Below are 21,289 nucleotides of genomic sequence, written 5' to 3' on the forward strand. Positions count from 1 at the left end.
GGATGTCCGACGAAGAAATCCAGACGCTCGACCGGCCCACCGCGAGCCACCGGCCCGCGCGGCAGGCCGCGGCCGACCGCATGGCGCCCGCCACCACCCCGCAGCCGACCTGGCTCGGCCCGGTGCTCATCGTCGGAATCGTGCTGGCCGCCCTCAACCTGCGGCCCGCCATCACCAGCCTCGGCGCCCTCTTCGAGGAGACCCGCACGGGCCTCGGCATGAGCGCCACCGTCGCCGGACTGATCACCTCCGTCCCGGCCCTCTGCTTCGCCGTCTTCGGCGTCACCGCGCCCCGGCTCTCCCGCCGCTTCGGCCCGGCCGCCGTCGTCTGCGCCGGCATGGCCGCCGTCGCCACCGGCCTGCTGATCCGCCCCTTCACGAACGGGGCCGCGGGCTTCCTGGCCGCCAGCTCCCTCTCCCTGGCCGGCATAGCGCTCACCAACGTCCTGCTCCCGGTGATCGTCAAGCGCTACTTCCCGGACCGGGTCGGCACCATGACCGGCCTGTACTCCATGGCCCTGGCCGCGGGCACCTCGCTCGCCGCCGCCGCGACCGTCCCGCTGACCGCCGCCCTCGGCGGCAGCTGGCGCACCGGCCTGCTCATGTGGGCCTCCCTCGCCGTCGTCGCCGTACTGCTGTGGCTGCCCATCGCCCGCGCCGCCCGGCGCGCCGACCGGGCCCAGGCCGCAGCCGCCGGCACCGGTGCCGCCCTACGGGCCGACGCGGGCCCGCGGGTCGTCCGCAGCCGCACCGCCTGGGCCCTCGCCTGCTACTTCGGCCTCCAGGCCACCGGCGCGTACATCACCATGGGCTGGCTCCCGCAGATCTTCCGCGACGCCGGGGTCTCCGCCTCCACCGCCGGCGTGCTCCTCGCCGTCACCATGGTCATGGGCGTCCCCCTCGCCTTCGTCATCCCGGGCCTCGCCGGCCGGATGAAGAACCAGGGCGCCATCGCCGTCGTCCTCGGCGTCTTCGGCCTCACCGGCTACCTCGGGCTGTACTTCGCCCCCGCCGCCGGCGCCTGGGCCTGGGCGCTCCTGCTCGGCATATCCAACTGCGCCTTCCCCCTCGTCATCACCCTCATCGGGCTGCGCGCCAAGTCCCCGGCCGGCGTGGTCAGGCTCTCCGCCTTCGCCCAGAGCACCGGCTACCTCATCTCCATCCCCGGCCCCCTCCTCATCGGCGCCCTCTACCAGCACAGCGGCGGCTGGGACCTGCCGCTCGCCCTGATGGCGTGCCTGCTCGTCCCGCAGATCGCGCTCGGCGTGCTCGCGGGCAGGGACCGCACGATCGAGGACGAATGCGGCATGCGAGACTGAACGGCATGTCGCCCGTACTTGAACCGAACCCGCAGGACGGCCGCAAGAAGCTCGGCCTCGTGCTCGGCGCGATCCTCGCCATCACCGTGGTCATCTCCGTGATCGCGACCATCGCGTCCCCCTGAGGACGACCGTCCCCGCCCTGAGGGTGGGGACAACCCCACCACCCCTAGGGGGCCAGGCTCAGGGTGAAGTGGGGTGTGCCCCGGATGGGAACGGCCGCAGCGGATCCATAGATTCGTGAACAGCGAGCCAGTCCCGTCCGCACACCCACGGAGGCGGCCATGTCGGCCCCCACGCACCCCCGGTCCCTCCCGTCCGCCGCCGCCCCCCGGGCCCGCGCCACCGCCGGCGCGAGCGCCCGGCTGCACTGGTGGGCGCTGGCCCTGCCCGCCCTCGCCTTCGGCCTCCTGCTGATGCTCCTCGCCGGCTCCGGCCAGGCCCACGCCGCCACCGGCGAGGTCTCCTCCCTGGTCCAAGTCGCGGAGCAGCTCCTGCGCGCCGTGGAGTGACCTCCCGAGCGCCCCACCCCATCGGGGGTGAGCCCCCTCAACACCCTGCGCCCCGTGGCTCGTTTCATGCGAAGCTGGGAGTCATGAGCGCCGACACACCCCGCAGGATCGCCTTCCTCCGGCACGCCAAGGCCGACTGGCCCGAGGTGTCCGACCACGACCGCCCCCTGGCGGAACGAGGCCGCAAGGACGCGCCGGCCGTCGGTCTGAAGCTCGCCGAGACCGGCATCGTCTTCGACCTGGCCCTCTGCTCCACCGCGGCCCGCACCAGAGAGACCTGGAAGCTCGCCGTCCAGGAGATGCCGCACCGGCCGAAGACCCACTACGAGGAGAGGCTCTACGACGCCTCGCTGGGCGAGCTCATCGCCCTGCTGAACGAGACCTCCGACGAGGTCTCCGACCTCCTCCTCATCGGCCACAACCCCGGCATGCACGCCCTCGCCGACGCCCTCTCGGGGCGCGCGGAGGGAGACACCCTGGCGCGGATGACCCAAACGGGATTCCCGACCGCGGCCCTCGCCGTCGTCTCCTTCACCGGATCGTGGAAGTCCGTGGAGCACGGGGTGGGCACCCTGCTCGACTACTGGACCCCCAAGGGACACTGACCCGGCCCGACCGGCCGCGTACGCGCGAACGGGCCCCGGCAGCCGCACCGGCCGCCGGGGCCCCTTCGCATCCCGGTCGTGTCCCGCGGGTCAGGCCAGGTCGGCGGCCTCGATCTCCTCACGGGTGATCCCGAGCAGGTACAGCACCGCGTCCAGGAAGGGCACGTTCACCGCCGTGTGGGCGGCCTCGCGCACCACCGGCTTGGCGTTGAAGGCCACGCCCAGCCCGGCCGCGTTCAGCATGTCCAGGTCATTGGCCCCGTCACCGATCGCCACCGTCTGCGACAGCGGTACGTCGGCCTCCGCGGCGAACCGCCGCAGCAGCCGGGCCTTGCCCGCCCGGTCCACGATCTCGCCGGTGACCTTGCCCGTCAGCTTGCCGTCGACGATCTCCAGCGTGTTGGCGGAGGCGAAGTCCAGCCCCAGCCGCTCCCGCAGGTCGTCCGTGACCTGGGTGAACCCGCCGGAGACCACCCCGACCTGGTAGCCGAGCCGCTTGAGCGTACGGATCAGGGTCCGCGCGCCCGGCGTCAGCTGCACCTCGGCGCGGACCTTGTCCACGACGGACGCGTCCAGGCCCGCCAGCAGCGCCACCCGGGCGTGCAGCGACTGCTCGAAGTCCAGCTCGCCGCGCATGGCCCGCTCGGTGACCTCGGCGACCTCGGCCTCGCACCCGGCGTGCGCGGCGAACAGCTCGATGACCTCGTCCTGGATCAGGGTCGAGTCCACGTCCATGACGACGAGGCGCTGGGCCCGGCGGTGCAGCCCGGCCGACACCACGGCCACGTCCACGCCGATGTGCGCGGAGGCGGTGGCCAGGGCGGTGCGCAGCGGCTCGGTCTCGACGCCGGAGACGGCGAACTCCACCGCCGTCACCGGGTACTTGGCGAGGCGGAAGATACGGTCGATGTTGCCGCCGGTCTCGGTGATCCGGGCGGCGATGGCGGCCGTGGACTCGGCGGTGAGCGGGTGCCCGAGCACGGTGACATGGGACCGGCCGCTGCCGCGCGGCCGGTTGTCACCGGTACCGGAGAGGATCTCGGCCTGCATCTTGAGGGACTCGGCCCAGCTGTGGACGGTGGCCCGCAGGTCGCCTTCGGCGCCGCCGGCGGGCTTGGTGACGAGGGCGCACAGGACGATGCGGCCACGGGTGACGACCTGCTCGATGTCGACGACATCGACGGAGTAGGCGGCGAGGGTGTCGAACAGCCCGGCGGTGATCCCGGGACGGTCCTTGCCGAAGATCTTGACGAGGAGGGTGGGGACGTCGGAGGTCTGCGATGCGCTCATGGTGCCCTCACCGTATCTTCCCCACCCCCACCCCCGGACCCCCGTCCCACGTCTTGAACGGTCGCGCCGGGGTCAAACGCCGGACGGGCTGAAGGATCGCCTCAAACGCCAACGGGGCTGGATTTTCCAGCCCCGCCGGCGTTTGAGGCGCGGGTCCGGGCGGCGCCCGGGGAAACGGTGAAAGGGCGGGGCGGGGAGAGGCTCCGCGCAGCGGCCCTGCCCTGACCTCACCGCGGCGGCGCAGGCGGCTTCGGCGGGGGCGGCGCTCCCGGCGGGGGAGGCGGGGTGAACGGCTCCCGCCGCGGCGGCTTCGGCTGCCGGGGCGACCACGGCGGGATGCCGGTCACCGTCACGTCCCACGAGCCGTCCGCCTCCCCGCCCGCTCCACGGCGCGGGCCGCGCAGGGGCACGCCGTACGGTCCGGCGGCGGTCGGCGCCTCCGGGTCGGGCCACCCCGCGGCAGGGCCGGCGTGCGGAGCCGGGCCCGCCGGGTCCCGCCGCCGCGGGGCGAGCAGCGCCCCCGCCGCCCCGGCCCCCGCCCCCCACACCGCCCCCAGCAGGAGAGCGAGCGGCACGGACCCCCGCAGCTCCACCCCGGCATCCACCGCGTCCACCCCCAGCACCGCCAACGAGGCATCCGCCGACAGCTCCGTCAGCCACACCAGCCCCGCCAGGGTCACCGCCGTCACCGCCGACATCCGCGCCGCACACCCGAGCACCCCGCGCCCGGGAGTCCGTACGGAAGCGCGTACGGGAGTCCGTACGGCCGCCAGCACGCCCGCGGAGAGCAGCAGCAGCGCCACCCCCACGACCAGCAGCCAGACCCGCCCGTCGTACTCCGCGAGGCGCGCCACCGTCACCGGCTCCCGCGCGGACCCGGCCAGCAGCTCGTCCAGCGGATCGGGCAGCAGCCGGGCCGGCGTCCCCTCGACCGCGCCGTGCACCGGTACGAACAGCCCCAGCAGCACGCCCAGCCAGCTCCCGTTCGGCGCCCCCAGAAGCGCGGCCCCCATCACCCGCCGCGGATGGGCGTCGCCCAGCGCCGCCCACACCGCCGCGGCCAGCCCGGCCGCCACCGCGACCAGCAGCATCGTCAGCACCGCCGAGGCGGCCGGGCGGATCCGGGCGAGCACGGCCGGCCCGCGCCGCGAGACCAGCAAGGCCACCGCCAGTACGGCGAGCGCCCATGCCCCCGCGCCCAGCAGCGTCGGCTCCGTCTCGACCGAGAACCCGATCCGGGTCCGTGTCTCGATCAGGTCCCCGATGCGGTCCGGGAGCAGACCGCCGATGTCCCCGATCCCCGGGACCTCCACCTTCGCCGGGGTCCTCGGCAGCTCCGTCCCGTCGACGGTGACCACGTCGTGCCCGGCCCACGCCAGCCCGCCCGCCGTCGCGACGAACAGCGCCGTGAGCGCGAGGACCCGGGCGGCCGTCTCGCCCGGCCCGGCGCCGGCCCGGAGCGAACGTACGAACACGCACCCCAGGACCAGTGCCCCGGCCAGGGTCACCCCCAAGGGCATGACGTCCAGGGAGGTTTCGGCACCCGCCCCGACGACCCCGAAGGCCGACACGTCACCCGAGGGGGTCACGGTGCCGCCGACCGCGAGGACCAACACGGCGGCCGTCATCGCCCCGAGCGACCCTCCCGCGGCGTCGGCGCCCAGCAGGTGCAGCCCCAGCGCGGCCACCCCCGCCATCACGATCAGGGACCAGCCCACGGCGGCGACCGCGGACACGAGCACGTCTCCCCAACGAATGCGGCGCATGCGGTGAACCCCCGATGCCTACCGAGCGGTACGCGAGGGGACCTCCGGGCGAGAAGTCCCGTATCTCACTCTCCGGGTGACTTTCGACCCCGTCAACGGGCAGTCGTAGACGCCCCGGCAAGGCCCGGATTCCACATACGGCTGCGGGCCTGAAATAGTTCCCCCGGATGTTCGCCATCCCTAGACTCCCTGACGTCATGGGGGATTCTCGGGGGACTTAAGTGGGGCTGGAGTGCCGGAACTCGTACTGGAATTGAATGGAAGGACCTGGACGCTCGATCCGTCCAGGTCGTACTCGCTGGGGCGCGATCCCCAGGGGGACGTGGTGATCGACGACGCGCGGGTGTCGTGGCGGCATGCCACCATCGCCTGGAACGGTCAGAGTTGGGGCATCGAGGACCACGGCAGCACCAACGGCACCTACGTGCACGGGGCACGGGTCCAGCAGACCCAGCTCGTGCCCGGCACGCCGGTCCACCTCGGCAACGCGACCGACGGCCCGCGGCTGAACCTGAGCGCCGCCGCCGCGCCGCAGCCGGCCGTGGCCCAGCAGGCCCCGGCACAGCAGGCGCAGGCGTACGCCCAGCCGCAGGCCCCGGCGTACCAGGCCCCGCAGCAACAGCAGCAGCCCCAGCAGCAGGCCTGGGGGCAGCCGCAGCAGGCGCAGCAGCCGCAGTACCAACAGCAGCCGCAGGCGCACCTCCCGCAGCAGCAGGGCGGCGCCGCCGCGCCCCGCCCCGCCCAGGGCGGCGCGCCGGCCTACGGCGACCGCAGCCCGACGACGTTCCACCAGCTCTCGCTGGGCCACGTCATGCGGATCGGCCGTGCGCTGGAGAACGAGCTGGTGGTCTCCGACCTCCAGGTCTCGCGCCACCACGCCGAGTTCCGCTCGATGCCCGGCGGCCGGTTCGAGATCCACGACCTCGGCAGCCACAACGGCACCTACGTCAACGGCCAGCCGCTGGCCAAGTCCGGCACCGCGCTGCTCGGCCCGAACGACATCGTCGGCGTCGGCCACTCGACGTTCCGGATCGTCGGCGACCGGCTCGAGGAGTTCGTCGACACCGGCGAGGTCTCCTTCTCGGCCCGCCACCTCACGGTCACCGTCGACGGCGGCAAGCAGATCCTCAAGGACGTCACCTTCGGTGTCCCGGAGAAGTCGCTGATCGGCGTCATCGGGCCCTCCGGCTCCGGCAAGTCCACCCTGCTCAAGGCGCTGACCGGCTACCGGCCCGCCGACCAGGGCGACGTCCTCTACGACAACCGCAACCTGTACAAGCAGTTCGCGGAGCTCCGCCAGCGCATCGGCCTGGTCCCGCAGGACGACATCCTGCACAAGGAGCTGAGGGTCAGCACCGCGCTCAAGTACGCGGCCAAGCTCCGCTTCCCCGGCGACACCGCCGAGTCCGAGCGCGCCGCCCGCATCAACGAGGTGCTGCGCGAGCTCAAGCTCGACATCCACAAGGACAAGAAGATCACCGCGCTCTCCGGTGGTCAGCGCAAGCGCGTGTCCGTGGCCCTGGAGCTGCTCACCAAGCCCTCGCTGATCTTCCTGGACGAGCCGACCTCCGGCCTCGACCCGGGCATGGACCGCGACGTCATGCAGCTGCTGCGCGGGCTCGCCGACGACGGTCGCACGGTCCTCGTCGTCACGCACTCGGTCGCCGAGCTGGCCATCTGCGACAAGCTGCTGGTCATGGCCCCCGGCGGTTCGGTCGCGTACTTCGGTCCGCCGGACGAGGCGCTGAACTTCTTCGGCTACACCACGTGGGCGGACGTCTTCTCAGCCTTCGAGAACTACCGCGACTACGACTGGGCCGGCCGCTGGAAGGGCTCGCAGCACTACCAGCTGTACGCCGCCGACATCGACGCGGTCGCCCCGCAGTCCGTCGCGATGCCGTCGCCGCAGCAGATGATGCCGCCCAAGCCGCAGGGCTGGGGCTCGCAGCTGTGGACGCTGATCCGCCGCTACGTCTCGGTGATCGCCTCCGACAAGGGCTTCATCGGCCTGATGCTGATCCTGCCCGCGGTCCTCGGCGTGGTCTCGACGGTCATCCCCGCGACCTTCGGCCTCGCCCCGCCGACGCCGCCGTCCCAGTTCAACGGCGACGCCGGCACGATCATGCTGATCCTCGCGGTCGGCATGTGCTTCTCGGGCGCGGCCAACTCGGTCCGTGAGCTGATCAAGGAACGCGTCATCTACGAGCGTGAGCGCGCGACGGGCCTGTCCCGGTCGGCGTACCTCATGTCGAAGGTGATCGTCCTCGGCGTCATCACGGCCATCCAGGGCGTGATCATCTGCGGGATCGGCTTCTTCCCGCGCGACCTGCCCGCCGAGGGCCTGCTGATGCCGCCGGCCGTCGAGCTCTGCCTGTCGGTCATCGCGCTCGGCTTCACCTCGATGATGTTCGGCCTCGTGATCTCCTCGCTGGTGAAGACCGCCGAGAAGACCATGCCGCTGCTGGTCATGTTCGCGATCGTCCAGGTCGTCTTCACCGGCATCCTCTTCCAGGTGTACGACTCCCCGGGCCTGGAGCAGTTCGCCTGGCTGATGCCGTCCCGCTGGGCCGTCGCCGCCGCCGGCACCACGCTGAACCTCGGCAAGCTCATGCCGCCGTGGGACCGCGAGAACCCGACCAACACCGACCCGCTCTGGGACGCCACGGTCGGCCAGTGGAGCCTGAACATCACCGTTCTGCTGCTCCTCGGCATCGCCTGCGGCTTCCTGGTGCAGCGCCTGCTGCGCCGCCACGAGCCCGAGGTCATGCGCGCGGGCAAGTAGTCCGCGGGACCTCACGCACGAAACGCCTCAGGGCGGCACCCGGAAGTCCGGGTGCCGCCCTGAGGCGCATGGGGGGCCGGGGCTACGCCAGTGGCCTAGTAGGCGCTGTTGACGTTGTCCATCGAGCCGTAGCGGTCGGCCGCGTAGTTGCAGGCGGCGACGATGTTGGCGACCGGGTCGTACTGGTCGAACTTGGTGCCCTTGACGTGGTACGTCTTGAAGGTCGGGTAGATGACCTGGAGCAGACCCTTGCTGGGGATGCCGTTCTGGGCGTTGATGTCCCAGTTGTTGATCGCCATCGGGTTACCGCTGGACTCGCGCATCACGTTCTTGTGGATGCCGGCGTAGGTACCCGGAATGCCCTCCTTCTTCATGATGAAGAGGGCTTCCTTGATCCAGCCGTCCAGGTTGTTCGCGAAGACGGGGGTGCGGGCGGCGGACCGGCTGGCGGCCGCCTTGTCCTCGCGGGCCTTCTTCGCGGCGGCCGCGGCCTTGGCCTTGGCGTCGGCGTCGGCCTTGGCCTTCGCCTTGGCAGCGGCGGCCTTCGCGTTGGCGTCGGCGATGACCTGCTGCGCGGAGAGGTGGCCGTGCATTGCCTTCGTCTGCGTCCCGTTGACGGCCTGGGCCCAGGCGACGGGAGCGGCGGAGACCACCGTCTCGGCCTCGGCGGCGTCGGCCGGGACGAGGGAGAAGGCGAGCGCGGCGGCGCTGAACGTGGCGACGCCGGCAATGGACAGCTTGTGTGCCTTCGTCAGACGACTGTGACCGGGAGTGCTGGAAGCAGACATGGCGGGGCAACCTCTTCGAATCGCGGGAGCCGCAGGAAAGCGTCACGAGGATCGGGGGATCCGCCGCGGCGCTGTGCGACGAGGGCAATTCTTAGCGGTGGCAAAAACCTGTGGCAAAGGTGTGACGTACGATGCCGCTTAGTGGATCAGGGGCGGGCGCCGAGGCCGCAATTCGGGCCTCGGCGCTACGCGCACCAGCCCTGACAGGACCTTTACCTGTCCACTAGGCAGCTTCGTAAGTGATGTGCGTCCTATGTGCGGGCTCACATCGGGCACGTATCGGTCTCACCGTGCGTTGCTGAAGCAATTCAATCCGTCACGGTTCTCATCCTTGAGTAGCAGATGGACGTCCCCGAACTCGTGCCAAAGGCAGAGCCGGGCCACCGCCTCGGCATACCCAAGCCGTACGGCGGCCCTCCCGGCGACCGCCTCCAGCATCAGGAGGTGGGACGCCCGCGGCTCGTGCAGCCCGGTCAGCAGCCCGTCCACCACCCGCACCCCCCGCTCCGGCGTCACCACCAGATCCGTCCACCCGCCGGCCGGGCGCACCACCCCGCGGTCGTCCGCGGCCGACTCCAGGGCCCGTACCGCCGTGGTCCCCACCGCGATCACCCTGGCGCCCGTCACCCTCGCGGCGTTCACCAGCCGCGCCGTGGCCGCCGGCACCTCGTACCGCTCCGGGTACGGCGGCTCGTGCGCCTCCTGCGAGGCCACCCCCGTGTGCAGGGTCAGCGGCGCGAACTGCACCCCCCGGCTCACCAGCCGCGCCACCAGCTCCGCGGTGAAGGGCCGCCCCGCACTCGGCATCTCCGCCGAGCCCGCCCCGTCGGCCGCCGGCACCGCGAACACCGTCTGGTAGGCGGCCAGCGGCTGGTCCCGCTCCGTGTACGCGTACCGGATCGGCCGCCCGTACGCCCGCAGCAGCGCCGGTACGTCGGCGGGCGAGGGCCGCGCCCACCACAGCCGCTCCGCGCCCGCCACGAGCGGCTCCTCCAGTACGAGGGCCTGCCCGCCCGGCAGCTCCACCACCGCCCCGGCCGGCCCCCCGGCGCGGGGCCGGGTCGCCCCCCGTGCGGCCCGGGCCCGCAGCTCCACCGCCCAGCGGCCGTCGTCGCCCCGGGTCGAGAAGTGCGCCACCAGGTCCTCGCCGCCGAGCCGGGCGTCCACGGCGGCCGCCAGCGTCGTCGACGTGTTCACCACCAGCACGTCCCCGGCCCGCAGCAGGTCCGGCAGCTCCCGGAACGCGCGCAGCGACACCTCTTCACCACCCCCGGACACCAGCAGCCGCACCGCGTCCCGCCCGAGCCCCGGCCCCCGCTGCTCGGCCGGAACCCGGGCCATGAGGTCCGGCGGAATGTCCGTTATATGTAGCCACTCCTCCGGGGGCGCCGAAACCGCGCCCCCGAGCCGCCCCCTCACCGCACACCCCCCGCCCCGGCCGGCTCCTCGTCCGCCCGGCCCGCCGCCAGGCGCTCCGCCGTGTACCGCCCGCTCGGCAGCCCCTCCGCCACCAGCCGCAGCAGCGCCGGCGCCACCTCCTCCGGCGTCGGCAGCCCCGCCAGGTCCTCCCCGGGCTCGGCCGCCGCCATCATCCGCGTGCGCATCGAGCCCGGGTCCGCCCACCACACCCGCAGCCCCGGCTCCTCCACCGCCAGCACGCCCGACAGCAGGTCCCCCGCCGCCTTGGTCGCCCCGTACGCCCCCCACGTCGCGTACGCCACCACCGCCGCGTCCGAGCTGATGTTCAGCACCGCCCCGGCCTCCGCGGCCCGCAGCAGCGGCAGCCCCTCCTGGACCAGCCCCAGCGCCCCCACCACATTCACCTCGAACGCCTCGCGAAGCCCCTCCAGCGGGTGGACCGCCAGCGGCACCAGCGGCTCCGCCCCCAGCACCCCCGCGTTGTTCACCAGCAGGTCCAGCCCGCCCAGCTCCCGCGCCGCCGCCACCAGCGCCGCCCGGTGCGCCCCCGAGGACACGTCCCCGGCCACCGGCACCACCCGCACCCCCGCGGCACGGGCCCGCGCCGCCGAGTCCTCCAGCGCCGCCTCCCCCCGCGCACTCAGCACCAGGTCCCAGCCCCGCGCCGCCAGCTCCCCGGCCAGCGCCCGGCCCAGCCCCCTGGACGCCCCCGTCACGATCGCCACCGACATGACAGCTCCTCGCCTCTTCCGTTCCGATCAGCAGATGCCCCCAACCTAGGAAGGGCCCGCCCGCCGCCGCGTCGGCCGCGGGCCCCACCCGCACAGGTCCCTTGGACCTACGTCCAGCGGGGGATGCCCCGGTCCGATCCCGCAGGTCAGGCCCGCGGGTACGGTGAGGCCATGACCGCAAGCCCCCTGCAGGGCGGCCCCCGCAGCGGCCTGGCCGCCGTGAGCACCGCACTGCTCGCCATGAGCCGCCGCCTGGAGGTCCGTGACGTCCTGCGCACGATCGTGGCCTCGGCCCGCGAGCTCCTGGACGCCGAGTACGCGGCCCTGGGCGTCCCGGACGACCACGGCGGCTTCGCCCAGTTCGTCGTGGACGGCATCACCGCCGAGCAGTGGCGCCGCATCGGCCCGCTGCCCCGCCAGCACGGGATCCTCGCCGCGATGCTCCACGAGGACGAGCCCCAGCGGCTGGCCGACGTACGCGAGGACCCGCGCTTCGAGGGCTGGCCCGCCGCCCACCCCGACATGTCCGACTTCCTCGGCATGCCCGTCCGGGACGGCGAGGAGACCCTCGCCGCGATCTTCCTCGCGAACAAGCGGAGCGCCCCGGGCGGCCCGCGCGGGTTCACCGACGAGGACCAGGAGCTCCTCTCCCTCCTCGCCCAGCACGCGGCCATCGCCCTCACCAACGCCCGCCTCTACGAGCGCAGCCGCGAGCTCACCATCGCCGAGGAGCGCTCCCGGCTCGCCCACGAGCTGCACGACGCCGTCAGCCAGAAGCTCTTCTCGCTCCGCCTCACCGCCCAGGCCGCCGCGGCCCTCGTCGACCGCGACCCGGCCCGCGCCAAGGACGAGCTCCAGCAGGTGGCCGCCCTCGCGGCGGAGGCCGCCGACGAACTGCGGGCCGCCGTGACCGAGCTCCGCCCCGCCGCACTGGACGAGGACGGACTGGTCGCCACCCTGCGCACACACGTCCACGTGCTCGACCGGGCCCACACCGCGCACGTCACCTTCACCTGCGACGGCGTACGGGCCCTCCCAGCGACCCAGGAGGAAGCAGTCCTCCGCGTCGCCCAGGAGGCCCTCCACAACGCCCTGCGCCACTCGGGCGCCGACCGCGTCGAGGTCGCCCTCACCCGGACGCCCGCCGGCGGCGCGGTCCTCAAGGTCGTCGACTCCGGCAAGGGCTTCGACCCCCGGTTCGTCCGCCGGGCGGGCCGCCACCTGGGCCTGGTCTCCATGCGGGACCGCGCGGACGGCGTAGGCGGCCGGCTCACCGTGCACGCGGAGCCCGGTCGGGGCACCACGATCGAGATGGAGGTCCCCGGTGGCTGACGGCACCGGCCGCGACGGCGGCAACGGCATTCGCGTCCTGCTGGTCGACGACCACCAGGTGGTCCGGCGCGGCCTGCGCACCTTCCTGGAGGTCCAGGAGGACATCGAGGTGGTCGGCGAGGCCTCCGACGGCGAGGAGGGCATCGCCCGCGCCGAGGAGCTGCGGCCCGACGTGATCCTCATGGACATCAAGATGCCGGGCACCGACGGGATCGAGGCCCTGCGCAGACTGCGCGAGCTGGCCAACCCGGCACGGGTGCTGATCGTCACCAGCTTCACGGAGCAGCGGACCGTGGTCCCCGCGCTGCGGGCCGGCGCCGCCGGGTACGTCTACAAGGACATCGACCCCGACGCGCTGGCCGGAGCCATCCGCTCCGTCCACGCCGGCCACGTGCTGCTCCAGCCGGAGGTGGCGGTGGCCCTGCTCTCGCAGGACGACCAGAGCCCGTCGGCGTCCCGGCCCGGCTCGCTGACCGACCGCGAGCGCGAGGTGCTCGGCCTGATCGCGGACGGCCGCTCCAACCGCGAGATCGCCCGGGCGCTCGTGCTGTCCGAGAAGACGGTCAAGACCCACGTCTCGAACATCCTGATGAAGTTGGACCTTTCCGACCGTACTCAGGCCGCATTGTGGGCGGTCAGGCACGGACTCGCCGAATAAGTGACGTAAATCGGACCGTCTAGTTCCGGACTGAGATTCATACGGTCGGGTGTATGTCGCCCACATGGCGTATCCCCGCCGCGGCGCGACCGTTCTCCATGACGTGCCGCGGCGGCTGGTCGCGGCAGACGTACTGGAGGACGAGAACGTGAAGAACTTCAAGAAGGCCGCAGCCGTCACCATGATCGCGGGCGGCCTTGTCGCCGCCGGCGCCGGTGTCTCCTCGGCGCACGGCGGTGCGTCGGCGGAGGGCGAGGCCCTGAACTCGCCCGGCGTGGCCTCCGGGAACCTGCTCCAGGTCCCCGTCCACGTCCCCGTGAACGTGGTCGGCAACACGGTCAACGTGATCGGCCTGCTCAACGGCGCCTTCGGCAACACCGGCGTTAACGCCTGACGCGCCCCTCGCGCACCACGGCCCCGCTTCCCCCCTCTCCCCGGGAAGCGGGGCCGCGGCACTTTTTCAGCCCCTCCGGCGTTTGAGGAGCGGGGTTCGGGGCGGAGCCCCGGTCTTTCAGCCTCGCCGGCGTTTGAGGCGCGGGGGCTGGGGCGGAGCCCCAGGAGCCCCGGCGCAGCCGAGGCCCCCCTAGCCGCCCTCCACGGCCGAGTTGTACGCCGCGACCAGCGCCCGCCGAGCCACCCGCTCCACCGGCCGCAACACCTCCGCCCGAGCCGCCATCTCCGAGGCGGCCACCGCACCCCCGTGCCCGTTCTCGTACGCCAGCGACACCATCAGGTCCACCCGCTGCGCCAGCGCCAGCACCCGCACCGCCCGCGCCGGATACCCCGGCGCCAGCGCCTCCCGCCCCGCCTCCGCCCGCGCCCGGTACGCCGACAGCGCCGCCTCCGCCACCGGCCCCGACCCGGCCACGTCCAGCCGGGTCAGCGCCACCGTCGCCTCGCGCAGCGCCTCCGCCAGCTCCCGCTCCGCCTCGCTCAGCGACGGCACGTCCGCCGGCGGTGCCTCCCGTACCGGCAGGCAGTGCCAGGTCACCGACACGTGCACGTCACCCTCGGGCCCCACCTCGGAGACCTCGGGTACGAGCCCCAGCGCGGCCCCCGCGCACACCACGGCCTCCTCGGCCTCCAGCGCCCGCGCATTGAACTCCGGCGGCCCGCTCAGCCCCAGCGGATGCCCCGGCGCCGGCAGCGCCACACGGAGCCCCCTCACCCCCAGTGCCCGCATCCGGCCGAGCGCCAGGGTGAGCCCCACGGGGCCCGTCTCGCCCGGCAGCCCCTCCACCCGGTGTACGGCGTCCTCGCCCACGATCGACAACACGGCCTCGTCGGGCGAGACCAGTCCGGCCAACAGCGCGTTCCCCCAGGCGGCCAGCCGCCCTGAACGTGGTTCGAAAAGCATCCCCCCACTTTACGGATCGCGCCCGGCACCGGGCCCCGGCCCCGGACCCCTCTCCGAGTGGCGTAGGTTTTCCCCTGGGGCTGCGTCTACCGGCGCACAGAGAACCGTGACTGCAAGGGGTGACAACACGCTCATGAGCGATGTTCTGGAGCTGGTGGACGTATCCGTGGTCCGCGAGGGCCGGGCTCTGGTGGACCAGGTCTCCTGGTCGGTGAAGGAGGGGGAGCGCTGGGTGATCCTCGGCCCCAACGGCGCCGGCAAGACCACTCTGCTGAACCTCGCCTCCAGCTACCTCTTCCCCACCAAGGGAACCGCCACCATCCTCGGCGGCACCCTCGGCAAGCCCGGCACCGACGTGTTCGAGCTGCGCCCCCGCATCGGCGTCGCCGGCATCGCGATGGCCGACAAGCTGCCCAAGCGGCAGACCGTCCTGGAGACCGTCCTCACCGCCGCCTACGGCATGACGGCGACCTGGCAGGAAGAGTACGAGGAGATCGACGAGCAGCGCGCCCGCGCCTTCCTCGACCGCCTCGGCATGACCGAGTACCTCGACCGGAAGTTCGGCACCCTCTCCGAGGGCGAGCGCAAGCGCACGCTGATCGCCCGCGCCCTGATGACCGACCCCGAGCTGCTGCTCCTCGACGAGCCCGCCGCCGGCCTGGACCTCGGTGGCCGCGAGGACCTCGTACGCCGCCTCGGCCGGCTCGCCCGCGACCCGCTGGCCCCCTCCATGGTCATGGTCACGCACCACGTCGAGGAGATCGCCCCCGGCTTCACCCACGTCCTGATGATCCGTCAGGGCAAGGTGGTCACCGCGGGCCCGATCGACCTCGAACTCACCTCCCGCAACCTCTCCCTCTGCTTCGGCCTCCCCCTGGTCGTCGAGCGCAACGGGAGCGACCGCTGGACCGCCCAGGGTCTTCCCCTGGGTCAGTAACGGCCCCCCGCACCCTGTCCGGACCGCGCCCGCCGGACCTACCATGACCATGTGGACATCGACGCATGGGTGTGGTGGCTCATAGGCGCGGTCGGACTGGGCATCCCCCTGGTCCTGACGGCGATGCCGGAGTTCGGCATGTTCGCCGTCGGCGCCGTGGCGGGCGCCGTCACGGCGGCCCTCGGCGGGGGAGTGGTGGCACAGGTCCTGGTCTTCGTGATCGTGTCGGTCGCGCTCCTCGCCGTCGTCCGGCCCATCGCCAACCGGCACCGCGACCAGCGCCCCCAACACCGCAGCGGCATCGACGCGTTGAGGGGCAGAACCGCCGTCGTCCTCGAACGGGTCGACGGCCGCGACGGCCGCATCAAGCTCGCCGGCGAGATCTGGTCGGCGCGCAGCCTCGACGCGGACACCAGCTTCGAACCGGGCCAGTCGGTCGACGTGGTGGAGATCGACGGGGCGACCGCCGTCGTCATGTGACAAGCATCCTGCTCGCGGCCCCCGGGTCTGCGAGACTCCGTTCAACGGGGCAGCACAGACAGCCGGAAGGGCACGGGGAAGCGCATGTCATCGATCATCATCGTCCTGATCATTCTGGTGGTTCTGGTCTTCATCGCACTGGTCAAGACGATCCAGGTGATCCCGCAGGCCAGCGCCGCCATCGTCGAGCGGTTCGGCCGCTACACCCGCACGCTCAACGCGGGCCTCAACATCGTCGTCCCGTTCATCGACTCGATCCGCAACCGCATCGACCTCCGCGAACAGGTCGTCCCGTTCCCGCCGCAGCCGGTCATCACCCAGGACAACCTGGTCGTCAACATCGACACCGTCATCTACTACCAGGTGACCGACGCCCGGGCCGCGACGTACGAGGTGGCCAGCTACATCCAGGCCATCGAGCAGCTCACCGTCACCACCCTCCGCAACATCATCGGCGGCATGGACCTGGAGCGGACCCTCACCTCCCGCGAGGAGATCAACGCAGCCCTGCGCGGGGTCCTCGACGAGGCCACCGGCAAGTGGGGCATCCGCGTCAACCGCGTCGAGCTCAAGGCCATCGAGCCGCCGACCTCCATCCAGGACTCGATGGAGAAGCAGATGCGCGCCGACCGCGACAAGCGCGCCGCGATCCTCCAGGCCGAGGGTGTCCGGCAGTCCGAGATCCTGCGCGCCGAGGGTGAGAAGCAGTCCTCCATCCTCCGCGCCGAGGGTGACGCCAAGGCCGCAGCGCTGCGCGCCGAGGGTGAGGCCCAGGCCATCCGCACGGTGTTCGAGTCCATCCACGCCGGCGACGCCGACCAGAAGCTCCTCGCCTACCAGTACCTCCAGATGCTCCCCAAGATCGCCGAAGGCGATGCCAACAAGCTCTGGATCGTGCCGAGCGAGATCGGCGACGCCCTCAAGGGGCTCTCCGGTGCCATGGGCAACTTCGGCCCCATGGGCGGCGGCTCGGGCTTCAACCCGGGGAACACCGGAAAGGACGGCGGCGGCATCCCGGCCGCGCGCGACAAGGACGGCGCGGACCGTCGCGAACAGCCCCCCATCGACTGACCCGCCACCCTCTCCTGCATGATCGGTGAGGCCCCTCGACCTTCATGGCGGGGAGGCGACTCACTCATGCAAAGGGGATGGCACAGTCCATGTCCATCTGGGAATCACTCGCGGTCCTCGCCGCCGGCATCGGCGCGGGCACGATCAACACCATCGTCGGCTCCGGCACCCTGATCACCTTCCCGGTGCTGCTGGCGACCGGCCTGCCGCCGGTCACCGCCAACGTGTCCAACACCCTGGGCCTGGTGCCCGGTTCGATCAGCGGAGCCATCGGCTACCGCAAGGAACTCCAGGGCCAGCGCGCCCGCATCATTCGGCTCGGCGCCGTCTCCCTCGTCGGCGGCCTCGCGGGCGCGGTCCTGCTCCTCACCCTGCCGTCGGACTCCTTCGACACGATCGTGCCCGTCCTGATCGGGCTCGCCCTCGTGCTCGTCCTCCTCCAGCCCCGGCTCGCCGCCGCCCTGCGCCGGCGTCAGGAAGCAGCCGGAGGCGACACGAGCCACCCCGACGGCGGCCCGGCCCTGCTCGGCGGCATGCTGGTCTCCAGCGCGTACGGAGGCTACTTCGGAGCCGCCCAGGGCGTGCTCTACCTCGGCCTGATGGGCCTGCTGCTCCGCGAGGACCTGCAACGGATCAACGCCGTCAAGAACGTCATCGCCGCCCTGGTGAACGGCATCGCGGCCGTCGTCTTCCTCTTCGTCGCCGAATTCGACTGGACGGCCGTCCTCCTCATCGCCGTCGGCTCCACCATCGGCGGCCAGATCGGTGCCAAGGTGGGCCGCAGGCTCTCGCCGACCGTCCTGCGCGCGGTCATCGTGACGGTCGGCGTCCTCGCCATCGTCCAGCTGACGCTCCGCTGAGCGACGTAGGCAAACTACGTCGCCCAGCGCGCGCGACTACCAGGCGAGCGGGTATCCGACTAGGCGGTGCGCTCCAGCCACTCCGGCAGCGCCTCCCGCGCGCCCACCCCCAGGGCCAGCAGCATCGCGTCCGCCGGAGACGGCACGAAGGGCTTCCGGAGCAGCGGCATCCCCGCTTCCTCCGGAGTCCGGGCCGCCTTGCGGTGGTTGTCCTCGGCGCAGGACGCCACCGTGTTCAGCCAGGTGTCCCCACCCCCCTGGGCCCGCGGCAGCACGTGGTCCACGGTCGTCGCGCGTTTCCCGCAGTACGCGCAACGGTGCTGGTCCCGGACCAGCACCCCCCTCCGTGACCAGGGAGCATGTCTTCGGAAGGGCACCCGGACGTACCTGCACAGCCTGATCACCCGGGGCATCGGAAGATCCATGGTGGCGGCGCGCACGCGCAGTTCGGGATGCGACTGTTCGACGACGGCCTTGTCCTGCAGTACCAGGACGACAGCCCGGTTCAGGGTCACCGTCGACAGCGGCTCGAAGCTCGCATTCAGCACCAGCGTGTCCCGCATCTCGCCCACCTCCCGTGTGCAGGCCCGCGACCACACCGGCGGCAGGGCCCGCAACCACTCTGGCCGCGCGCGCCACGCGGGACAACGCAATAAAAATGCCCGGTCCTGGCCTTCTTTAGACCAGGACCGGGCAAACGCTCGGAGAACGATCAGCGGGCGGGAGACTCGTACTCACCGATCAGCCGGGCCCGCCCGAGGGCGTGGAACCGCAGATGGAAACCGACGCTCGCCGGGGACGAGTCCTCGTCCGTACCGAGCTGCTCCCGGTCCACCGCGTACACGGTGAACACGTAGCGGTGCCGCTCCCCGCGCGGCGGAGCCGCCCCGCCGAAGTCCCGCGTGCCGTAGTCGTTCCGCGCGTGCACGGCCCCCTCCGGCAGCCCGGCGAAGTCCCCGCTGCCCGCCCCGGCCGGCAGCTCCGTCACCGACACCGGCAGATCGAAGAGCACCCAGTGCCAGAACCCGCTGCCCGTGGGGGCATCCGGGTCGAAGCAGGTCACGGCGAAGCTCTTCGTACCCTCGGGGAAGCCCTCCCACCGCAGCTGCGGCGAGATGTTCTTGCCCGTGAGGACCTGGGCCGCGTGCAGATCGGCTCCGTCGGTGACGTCCTCACTGGTCACCGTGAAGGACGGCACCTCGGGGTGGAAGTCGTGCGGAAGGGGCGCCCTGCTCTGGTCTGACACTGCTGAACCTCCGGGAGGGGGAGACATCGGATCCGCGCCCGCGCACGGACGCGGTTCCGAGCCTAGAACCAGTTGCGCTGCGAACCGACGCCGGCGATCCACTGGTTCAGGTAAGCCGCCCAGTCGGTGTCCTGGTACGTGTGCAGACCCACCTGGAAGCAGCGGTAGGTGTCGCTGCCCTCGCTGAACAGACCCGGCTTCTTGTCCATCTCCAGGACGACGTCCATCTCCCGGCCGTCCGAGACGAAGGTCAGCTCGACCTGGTTCAGCCCGCGGTACTGCGACGGCGGCAGGAACTCGATCTCCTGGTAGAACGGCAGCGACTGCCGCGTCCCGCGGATGTGCCCGCGCTCCATGTCCGCACTGCGGAAGGAGAAGCCGAGCTGCCGGAACGCGTCGAGGATCGCCTGCTGCGCCGGCACCGGGTGCACGTTGATCGGGTCGAGGTCACCCGCGTCCACCGCGCGCGCGATCTCCAGCTCGGTGCTCACCCCGATGTTCATCCCGTGCAGGTGCTGGCCCCCGAAGTGGGTGATCGGCGTCTCCCACGGGATCTCCAGCCCGAACGGCACCACGTGCAGCGCGCCGGCCTCCACCTTGAAGGCACCGCCGAGACGCTGCTTCGTGAAGACCACGTCCTGCTTGTACTCCTGGTCACCACCCTCGACCTCGACCCGCGCCTGCAGCCCGACGGACAGCCCCTCGATCTGCTGCTCCACGGATCCGCCCTGGATCCGGACCTCGCCCTGGACGATGCCGCCCGGCACGACGTTCGGCTCGGTGATGATCGTGTCCACCGAGGCACCACCGGCACCCAGGCTCGCGAACAGCTTCCTGAACCCCATGCTCAAACTCCCTGATACGGATCTAAGGACTGGCGACTACGCCGCGCCTACCCCTTACCAACGCGGAACCTTAGGCCCCGGTTGCAGGAGAGCGCGTTCCACTACGCTCGACCGGATGAGCGCGCGCCCCGACCGTACGCCCCTGCCCAGGTCCTTCTTCGACCGGCCGGTCCTCACCGTGGCCCCGGACCTCCTCGGCCGCACCCTGGTGCGCCGTACCCCGGACGGCCCCATCGAACTGCGCATCACGGAGGTGGAGGCGTACGAGGGGGAATCCGACCCCGGCTCGCACGCCTACCGCGGCCGCACCGCCCGCAACGCATCGATGTTCGGTCCGCCCGGACACGCGTACGTCTACTTCATCTATGGCATGTGGTTCAGCCTCAACCTGGTGTGCGGCCCACCGGACCACGCGAGCGGAGTCCTGATCCGCGCCGGGGAGATCACGACGGGCGCCGACCTCGCAGCCAAACGTCGACTTTCGGCCAGAAGCCCGAGAGAACTGGCCAAAGGCCCGGCCCGTCTGGCCACCGCGCTGGCGGTGGACCGCTCCCTCGACGGGACCGACCTCTGCGCCGGCCCGGATTCCCCCTTGTCCCTCCTCGCCGGCACCCCCACCGCGCCCGACCTGGTGAGCAGTGGTCCGCGTACGGGAGTCGGCGGAGCCGGCGCCGCTCATCCGTACCGGTTCTGGCTCACCGGCGACCCGACGGTGAGCCCGTACCGCGCCCACGCGCCACGCCGCCGCTCAACTTGACTCGGCCCGACCACACGCCTAACGTAGCCCGAGCCGCTTGAACGGGGCACTGCCATCAGCAGACCCCCGGGGCGGCCAACCCAACACCTACGACTTACCCCTGGCGGGGTCCTATTCGGCATGCCCGAATTCCTTCGCCAACCACTCGATTATGAATGGCAAGGGATAAGCGCTAACGTGGTGGAGCGCCGAAAGGCAAAGACCCCCAACGGTCACCGAATTCAAATCCAAGCCGGAAACGGCGCGGAAATGATCTGGTAGAGTTGGAAACGCAAGAACAGAACGAAAGCCCGGAGGAAAACCCGCGAGGGTGAGTACAAAGGAAGCGTCCGTTCCTTGAGAACTCAACAGCGTGCCAAAAATCAACGCCAAAAGTTGATACCCCGTCCATTTCGGTGGATGAGGTTCCTTTGAAAAAGACCTGTCGGGCCTTCGGGCACTGGCAGGCAATTACACAGCGAGGACGCAGTGGTCAGTCGGTCTTATTCCGACATGACTGGCCCGCTCTAAGTGCGTGTGCACCCGATTACGGGT

Annotated in this window: 22 protein-coding genes; 13 read left to right on the forward strand and 9 right to left on the reverse strand. The window is 71.8% G+C overall.

Features of this window, described 5'->3' with window-relative positions:
• Positions 1-2: 2 nt before the first annotated feature.
• From ACFYZ4_RS09120 to ACFYZ4_RS09135, 4 genes are all read left to right on the forward strand, one after another.
• Positions 3-1,319: a CynX/NimT family MFS transporter gene (locus ACFYZ4_RS09120; RefSeq protein ID WP_390783428.1), complete on the forward strand. Its 1,317-nt coding sequence runs from the start codon at positions 3-5 to the stop codon at positions 1,317-1,319.
• 5 nt (positions 1,320-1,324) lie between these two features.
• Complete coding sequence (locus ACFYZ4_RS09125; RefSeq protein ID WP_351299347.1) at positions 1,325-1,444, forward strand: SGM_5486 family transporter-associated protein; 120 nt, start codon at positions 1,325-1,327, stop codon at positions 1,442-1,444.
• 159 nt (positions 1,445-1,603) lie between these two features.
• Complete coding sequence (locus ACFYZ4_RS09130; RefSeq protein ID WP_351299350.1) at positions 1,604-1,831, forward strand: hypothetical protein; 228 nt, start codon at positions 1,604-1,606, stop codon at positions 1,829-1,831.
• A gap of 83 nt (positions 1,832-1,914) precedes the next feature.
• Positions 1,915-2,436, forward strand: a complete 522-nt coding sequence (locus ACFYZ4_RS09135) for a histidine phosphatase family protein (RefSeq protein ID WP_351299353.1) — start codon at positions 1,915-1,917, stop codon at positions 2,434-2,436.
• A 90-nt stretch (positions 2,437-2,526) separates the two neighbouring features.
• Here the strand turns inward: ACFYZ4_RS09135 and serB are convergent, their stop codons facing one another.
• Together serB and ACFYZ4_RS09145 are read right to left on the reverse strand one after the other, a co-directional pair.
• Positions 2,527-3,726: a phosphoserine phosphatase SerB gene (gene serB, locus ACFYZ4_RS09140; RefSeq protein WP_030773088.1), complete on the reverse strand. Its 1,200-nt coding sequence runs from the start codon at positions 3,724-3,726 to the stop codon at positions 2,527-2,529.
• 227 nt (positions 3,727-3,953) lie between these two features.
• A complete protein-coding gene (locus tag ACFYZ4_RS09145; protein WP_351299357.1) occupies positions 3,954-5,492 on the reverse strand; it encodes a streptophobe family protein in 1,539 nt (512 codons plus the stop codon).
• Between the two features lie 253 nt (positions 5,493-5,745).
• Between ACFYZ4_RS09145 and ACFYZ4_RS09150 the strand changes: the two genes are divergently transcribed.
• Positions 5,746-8,274: an FHA domain-containing protein gene (locus tag ACFYZ4_RS09150; protein ID WP_351299395.1), complete on the forward strand. Its 2,529-nt coding sequence runs from the start codon at positions 5,746-5,748 to the stop codon at positions 8,272-8,274.
• Positions 8,275-8,369: 95 nt separating this feature from the next.
• Here the strand turns inward: ACFYZ4_RS09150 and ACFYZ4_RS09155 are convergent, their stop codons facing one another.
• The 3 genes from ACFYZ4_RS09155 to ACFYZ4_RS09165 form a co-directional block, all read right to left on the reverse strand.
• On the reverse strand, positions 8,370-9,062 hold the full coding sequence (locus tag ACFYZ4_RS09155) for a transglycosylase SLT domain-containing protein (RefSeq protein WP_351299359.1): 693 nt from the start codon (positions 9,060-9,062) through the stop codon (positions 8,370-8,372).
• A 285-nt stretch (positions 9,063-9,347) separates the two neighbouring features.
• Positions 9,348-10,403 (reverse strand): S-adenosylmethionine:tRNA ribosyltransferase-isomerase, encoded by a 1,056-nt coding sequence (locus tag ACFYZ4_RS09160; protein WP_390783429.1) that lies wholly within the window; start codon positions 10,401-10,403, stop codon positions 9,348-9,350.
• Between the two features lie 74 nt (positions 10,404-10,477).
• Positions 10,478-11,212 (reverse strand): SDR family NAD(P)-dependent oxidoreductase, encoded by a 735-nt coding sequence (locus ACFYZ4_RS09165; protein ID WP_390783430.1) that lies wholly within the window; start codon positions 11,210-11,212, stop codon positions 10,478-10,480.
• Positions 11,213-11,398: 186 nt separating this feature from the next.
• Here ACFYZ4_RS09165 and ACFYZ4_RS09170 point away from each other — a divergent pair, with 186 nt between their 5' ends.
• The 3 genes from ACFYZ4_RS09170 to ACFYZ4_RS09180 all read left to right on the forward strand — a co-directional run bounded on the left by ACFYZ4_RS09170 (position 11,399) and on the right by ACFYZ4_RS09180 (position 13,596).
• Positions 11,399-12,544, forward strand: a complete 1,146-nt coding sequence (locus ACFYZ4_RS09170) for a GAF domain-containing sensor histidine kinase (RefSeq protein ID WP_351299398.1) — start codon at positions 11,399-11,401, stop codon at positions 12,542-12,544.
• Entirely contained in the window at positions 12,537-13,202 is a 666-nt protein-coding gene (locus tag ACFYZ4_RS09175) for a response regulator transcription factor (RefSeq protein ID WP_351299366.1), read from the forward strand. Before ACFYZ4_RS09170 ends, ACFYZ4_RS09175 begins: the two co-directional genes overlap by 8 nt.
• A 148-nt stretch (positions 13,203-13,350) precedes the next feature.
• Positions 13,351-13,596: a chaplin gene (locus ACFYZ4_RS09180; RefSeq protein WP_319732101.1), complete on the forward strand. Its 246-nt coding sequence runs from the start codon at positions 13,351-13,353 to the stop codon at positions 13,594-13,596.
• Positions 13,597-13,785: 189 nt separating this feature from the next.
• Here the strand turns inward: ACFYZ4_RS09180 and ACFYZ4_RS09185 are convergent, their stop codons facing one another.
• Positions 13,786-14,559, reverse strand: coding sequence for a hypothetical protein (locus tag ACFYZ4_RS09185; protein ID WP_351299369.1), 774 nt, complete (start codon positions 14,557-14,559; stop codon positions 13,786-13,788).
• A gap of 133 nt (positions 14,560-14,692) precedes the next feature.
• On the opposite strand from ACFYZ4_RS09185, the gene ACFYZ4_RS09190 reads away from it, so the two are divergent.
• From ACFYZ4_RS09190 to ACFYZ4_RS09205, 4 genes are all read left to right on the forward strand, one after another.
• Positions 14,693-15,496 (forward strand): ABC transporter ATP-binding protein, encoded by an 804-nt coding sequence (locus ACFYZ4_RS09190; protein WP_351299372.1) that lies wholly within the window; start codon positions 14,693-14,695, stop codon positions 15,494-15,496.
• A gap of 51 nt (positions 15,497-15,547) precedes the next feature.
• Positions 15,548-15,976: an NfeD family protein gene (locus ACFYZ4_RS09195; RefSeq protein WP_351299375.1), complete on the forward strand. Its 429-nt coding sequence runs from the start codon at positions 15,548-15,550 to the stop codon at positions 15,974-15,976.
• An 84-nt stretch (positions 15,977-16,060) separates the two neighbouring features.
• A complete protein-coding gene (locus tag ACFYZ4_RS09200) occupies positions 16,061-17,047 on the forward strand; it encodes an SPFH domain-containing protein (RefSeq protein ID WP_351299378.1) in 987 nt (328 codons plus the stop codon).
• 89 nt (positions 17,048-17,136) lie between these two features.
• Complete coding sequence (locus ACFYZ4_RS09205) at positions 17,137-17,907, forward strand: sulfite exporter TauE/SafE family protein (protein ID WP_390783431.1); 771 nt, start codon at positions 17,137-17,139, stop codon at positions 17,905-17,907.
• 59 nt (positions 17,908-17,966) lie between these two features.
• On the opposite strand, the gene ACFYZ4_RS09210 is transcribed toward ACFYZ4_RS09205, so the two are convergent.
• The 3 genes from ACFYZ4_RS09210 to ACFYZ4_RS09220 form a co-directional block, all read right to left on the reverse strand.
• On the reverse strand, positions 17,967-18,470 hold the full coding sequence (locus tag ACFYZ4_RS09210; protein WP_351299384.1) for an HNH endonuclease: 504 nt from the start codon (positions 18,468-18,470) through the stop codon (positions 17,967-17,969).
• A 149-nt stretch (positions 18,471-18,619) separates the two neighbouring features.
• A complete protein-coding gene (locus ACFYZ4_RS09215; RefSeq protein ID WP_351299387.1) occupies positions 18,620-19,153 on the reverse strand; it encodes a YbhB/YbcL family Raf kinase inhibitor-like protein in 534 nt (177 codons plus the stop codon).
• A 62-nt stretch (positions 19,154-19,215) separates the two neighbouring features.
• Positions 19,216-19,998, reverse strand: a complete 783-nt coding sequence (locus tag ACFYZ4_RS09220; RefSeq protein ID WP_351299390.1) for a sporulation protein — start codon at positions 19,996-19,998, stop codon at positions 19,216-19,218.
• Positions 19,999-20,113: 115 nt separating this feature from the next.
• Here ACFYZ4_RS09220 and ACFYZ4_RS09225 point away from each other — a divergent pair, with 115 nt between their 5' ends.
• Entirely contained in the window at positions 20,114-20,755 is a 642-nt protein-coding gene (locus ACFYZ4_RS09225) for a DNA-3-methyladenine glycosylase (RefSeq protein ID WP_390783432.1), read from the forward strand.
• The last annotated feature ends 534 nt before the right edge of the window (positions 20,756-21,289 follow it).

The organism is Streptomyces sp. NPDC001513 (assembly GCF_042894695.1).
Taxonomy (GTDB): domain Bacteria; phylum Actinomycetota; class Actinomycetes; order Streptomycetales; family Streptomycetaceae; genus Streptomyces.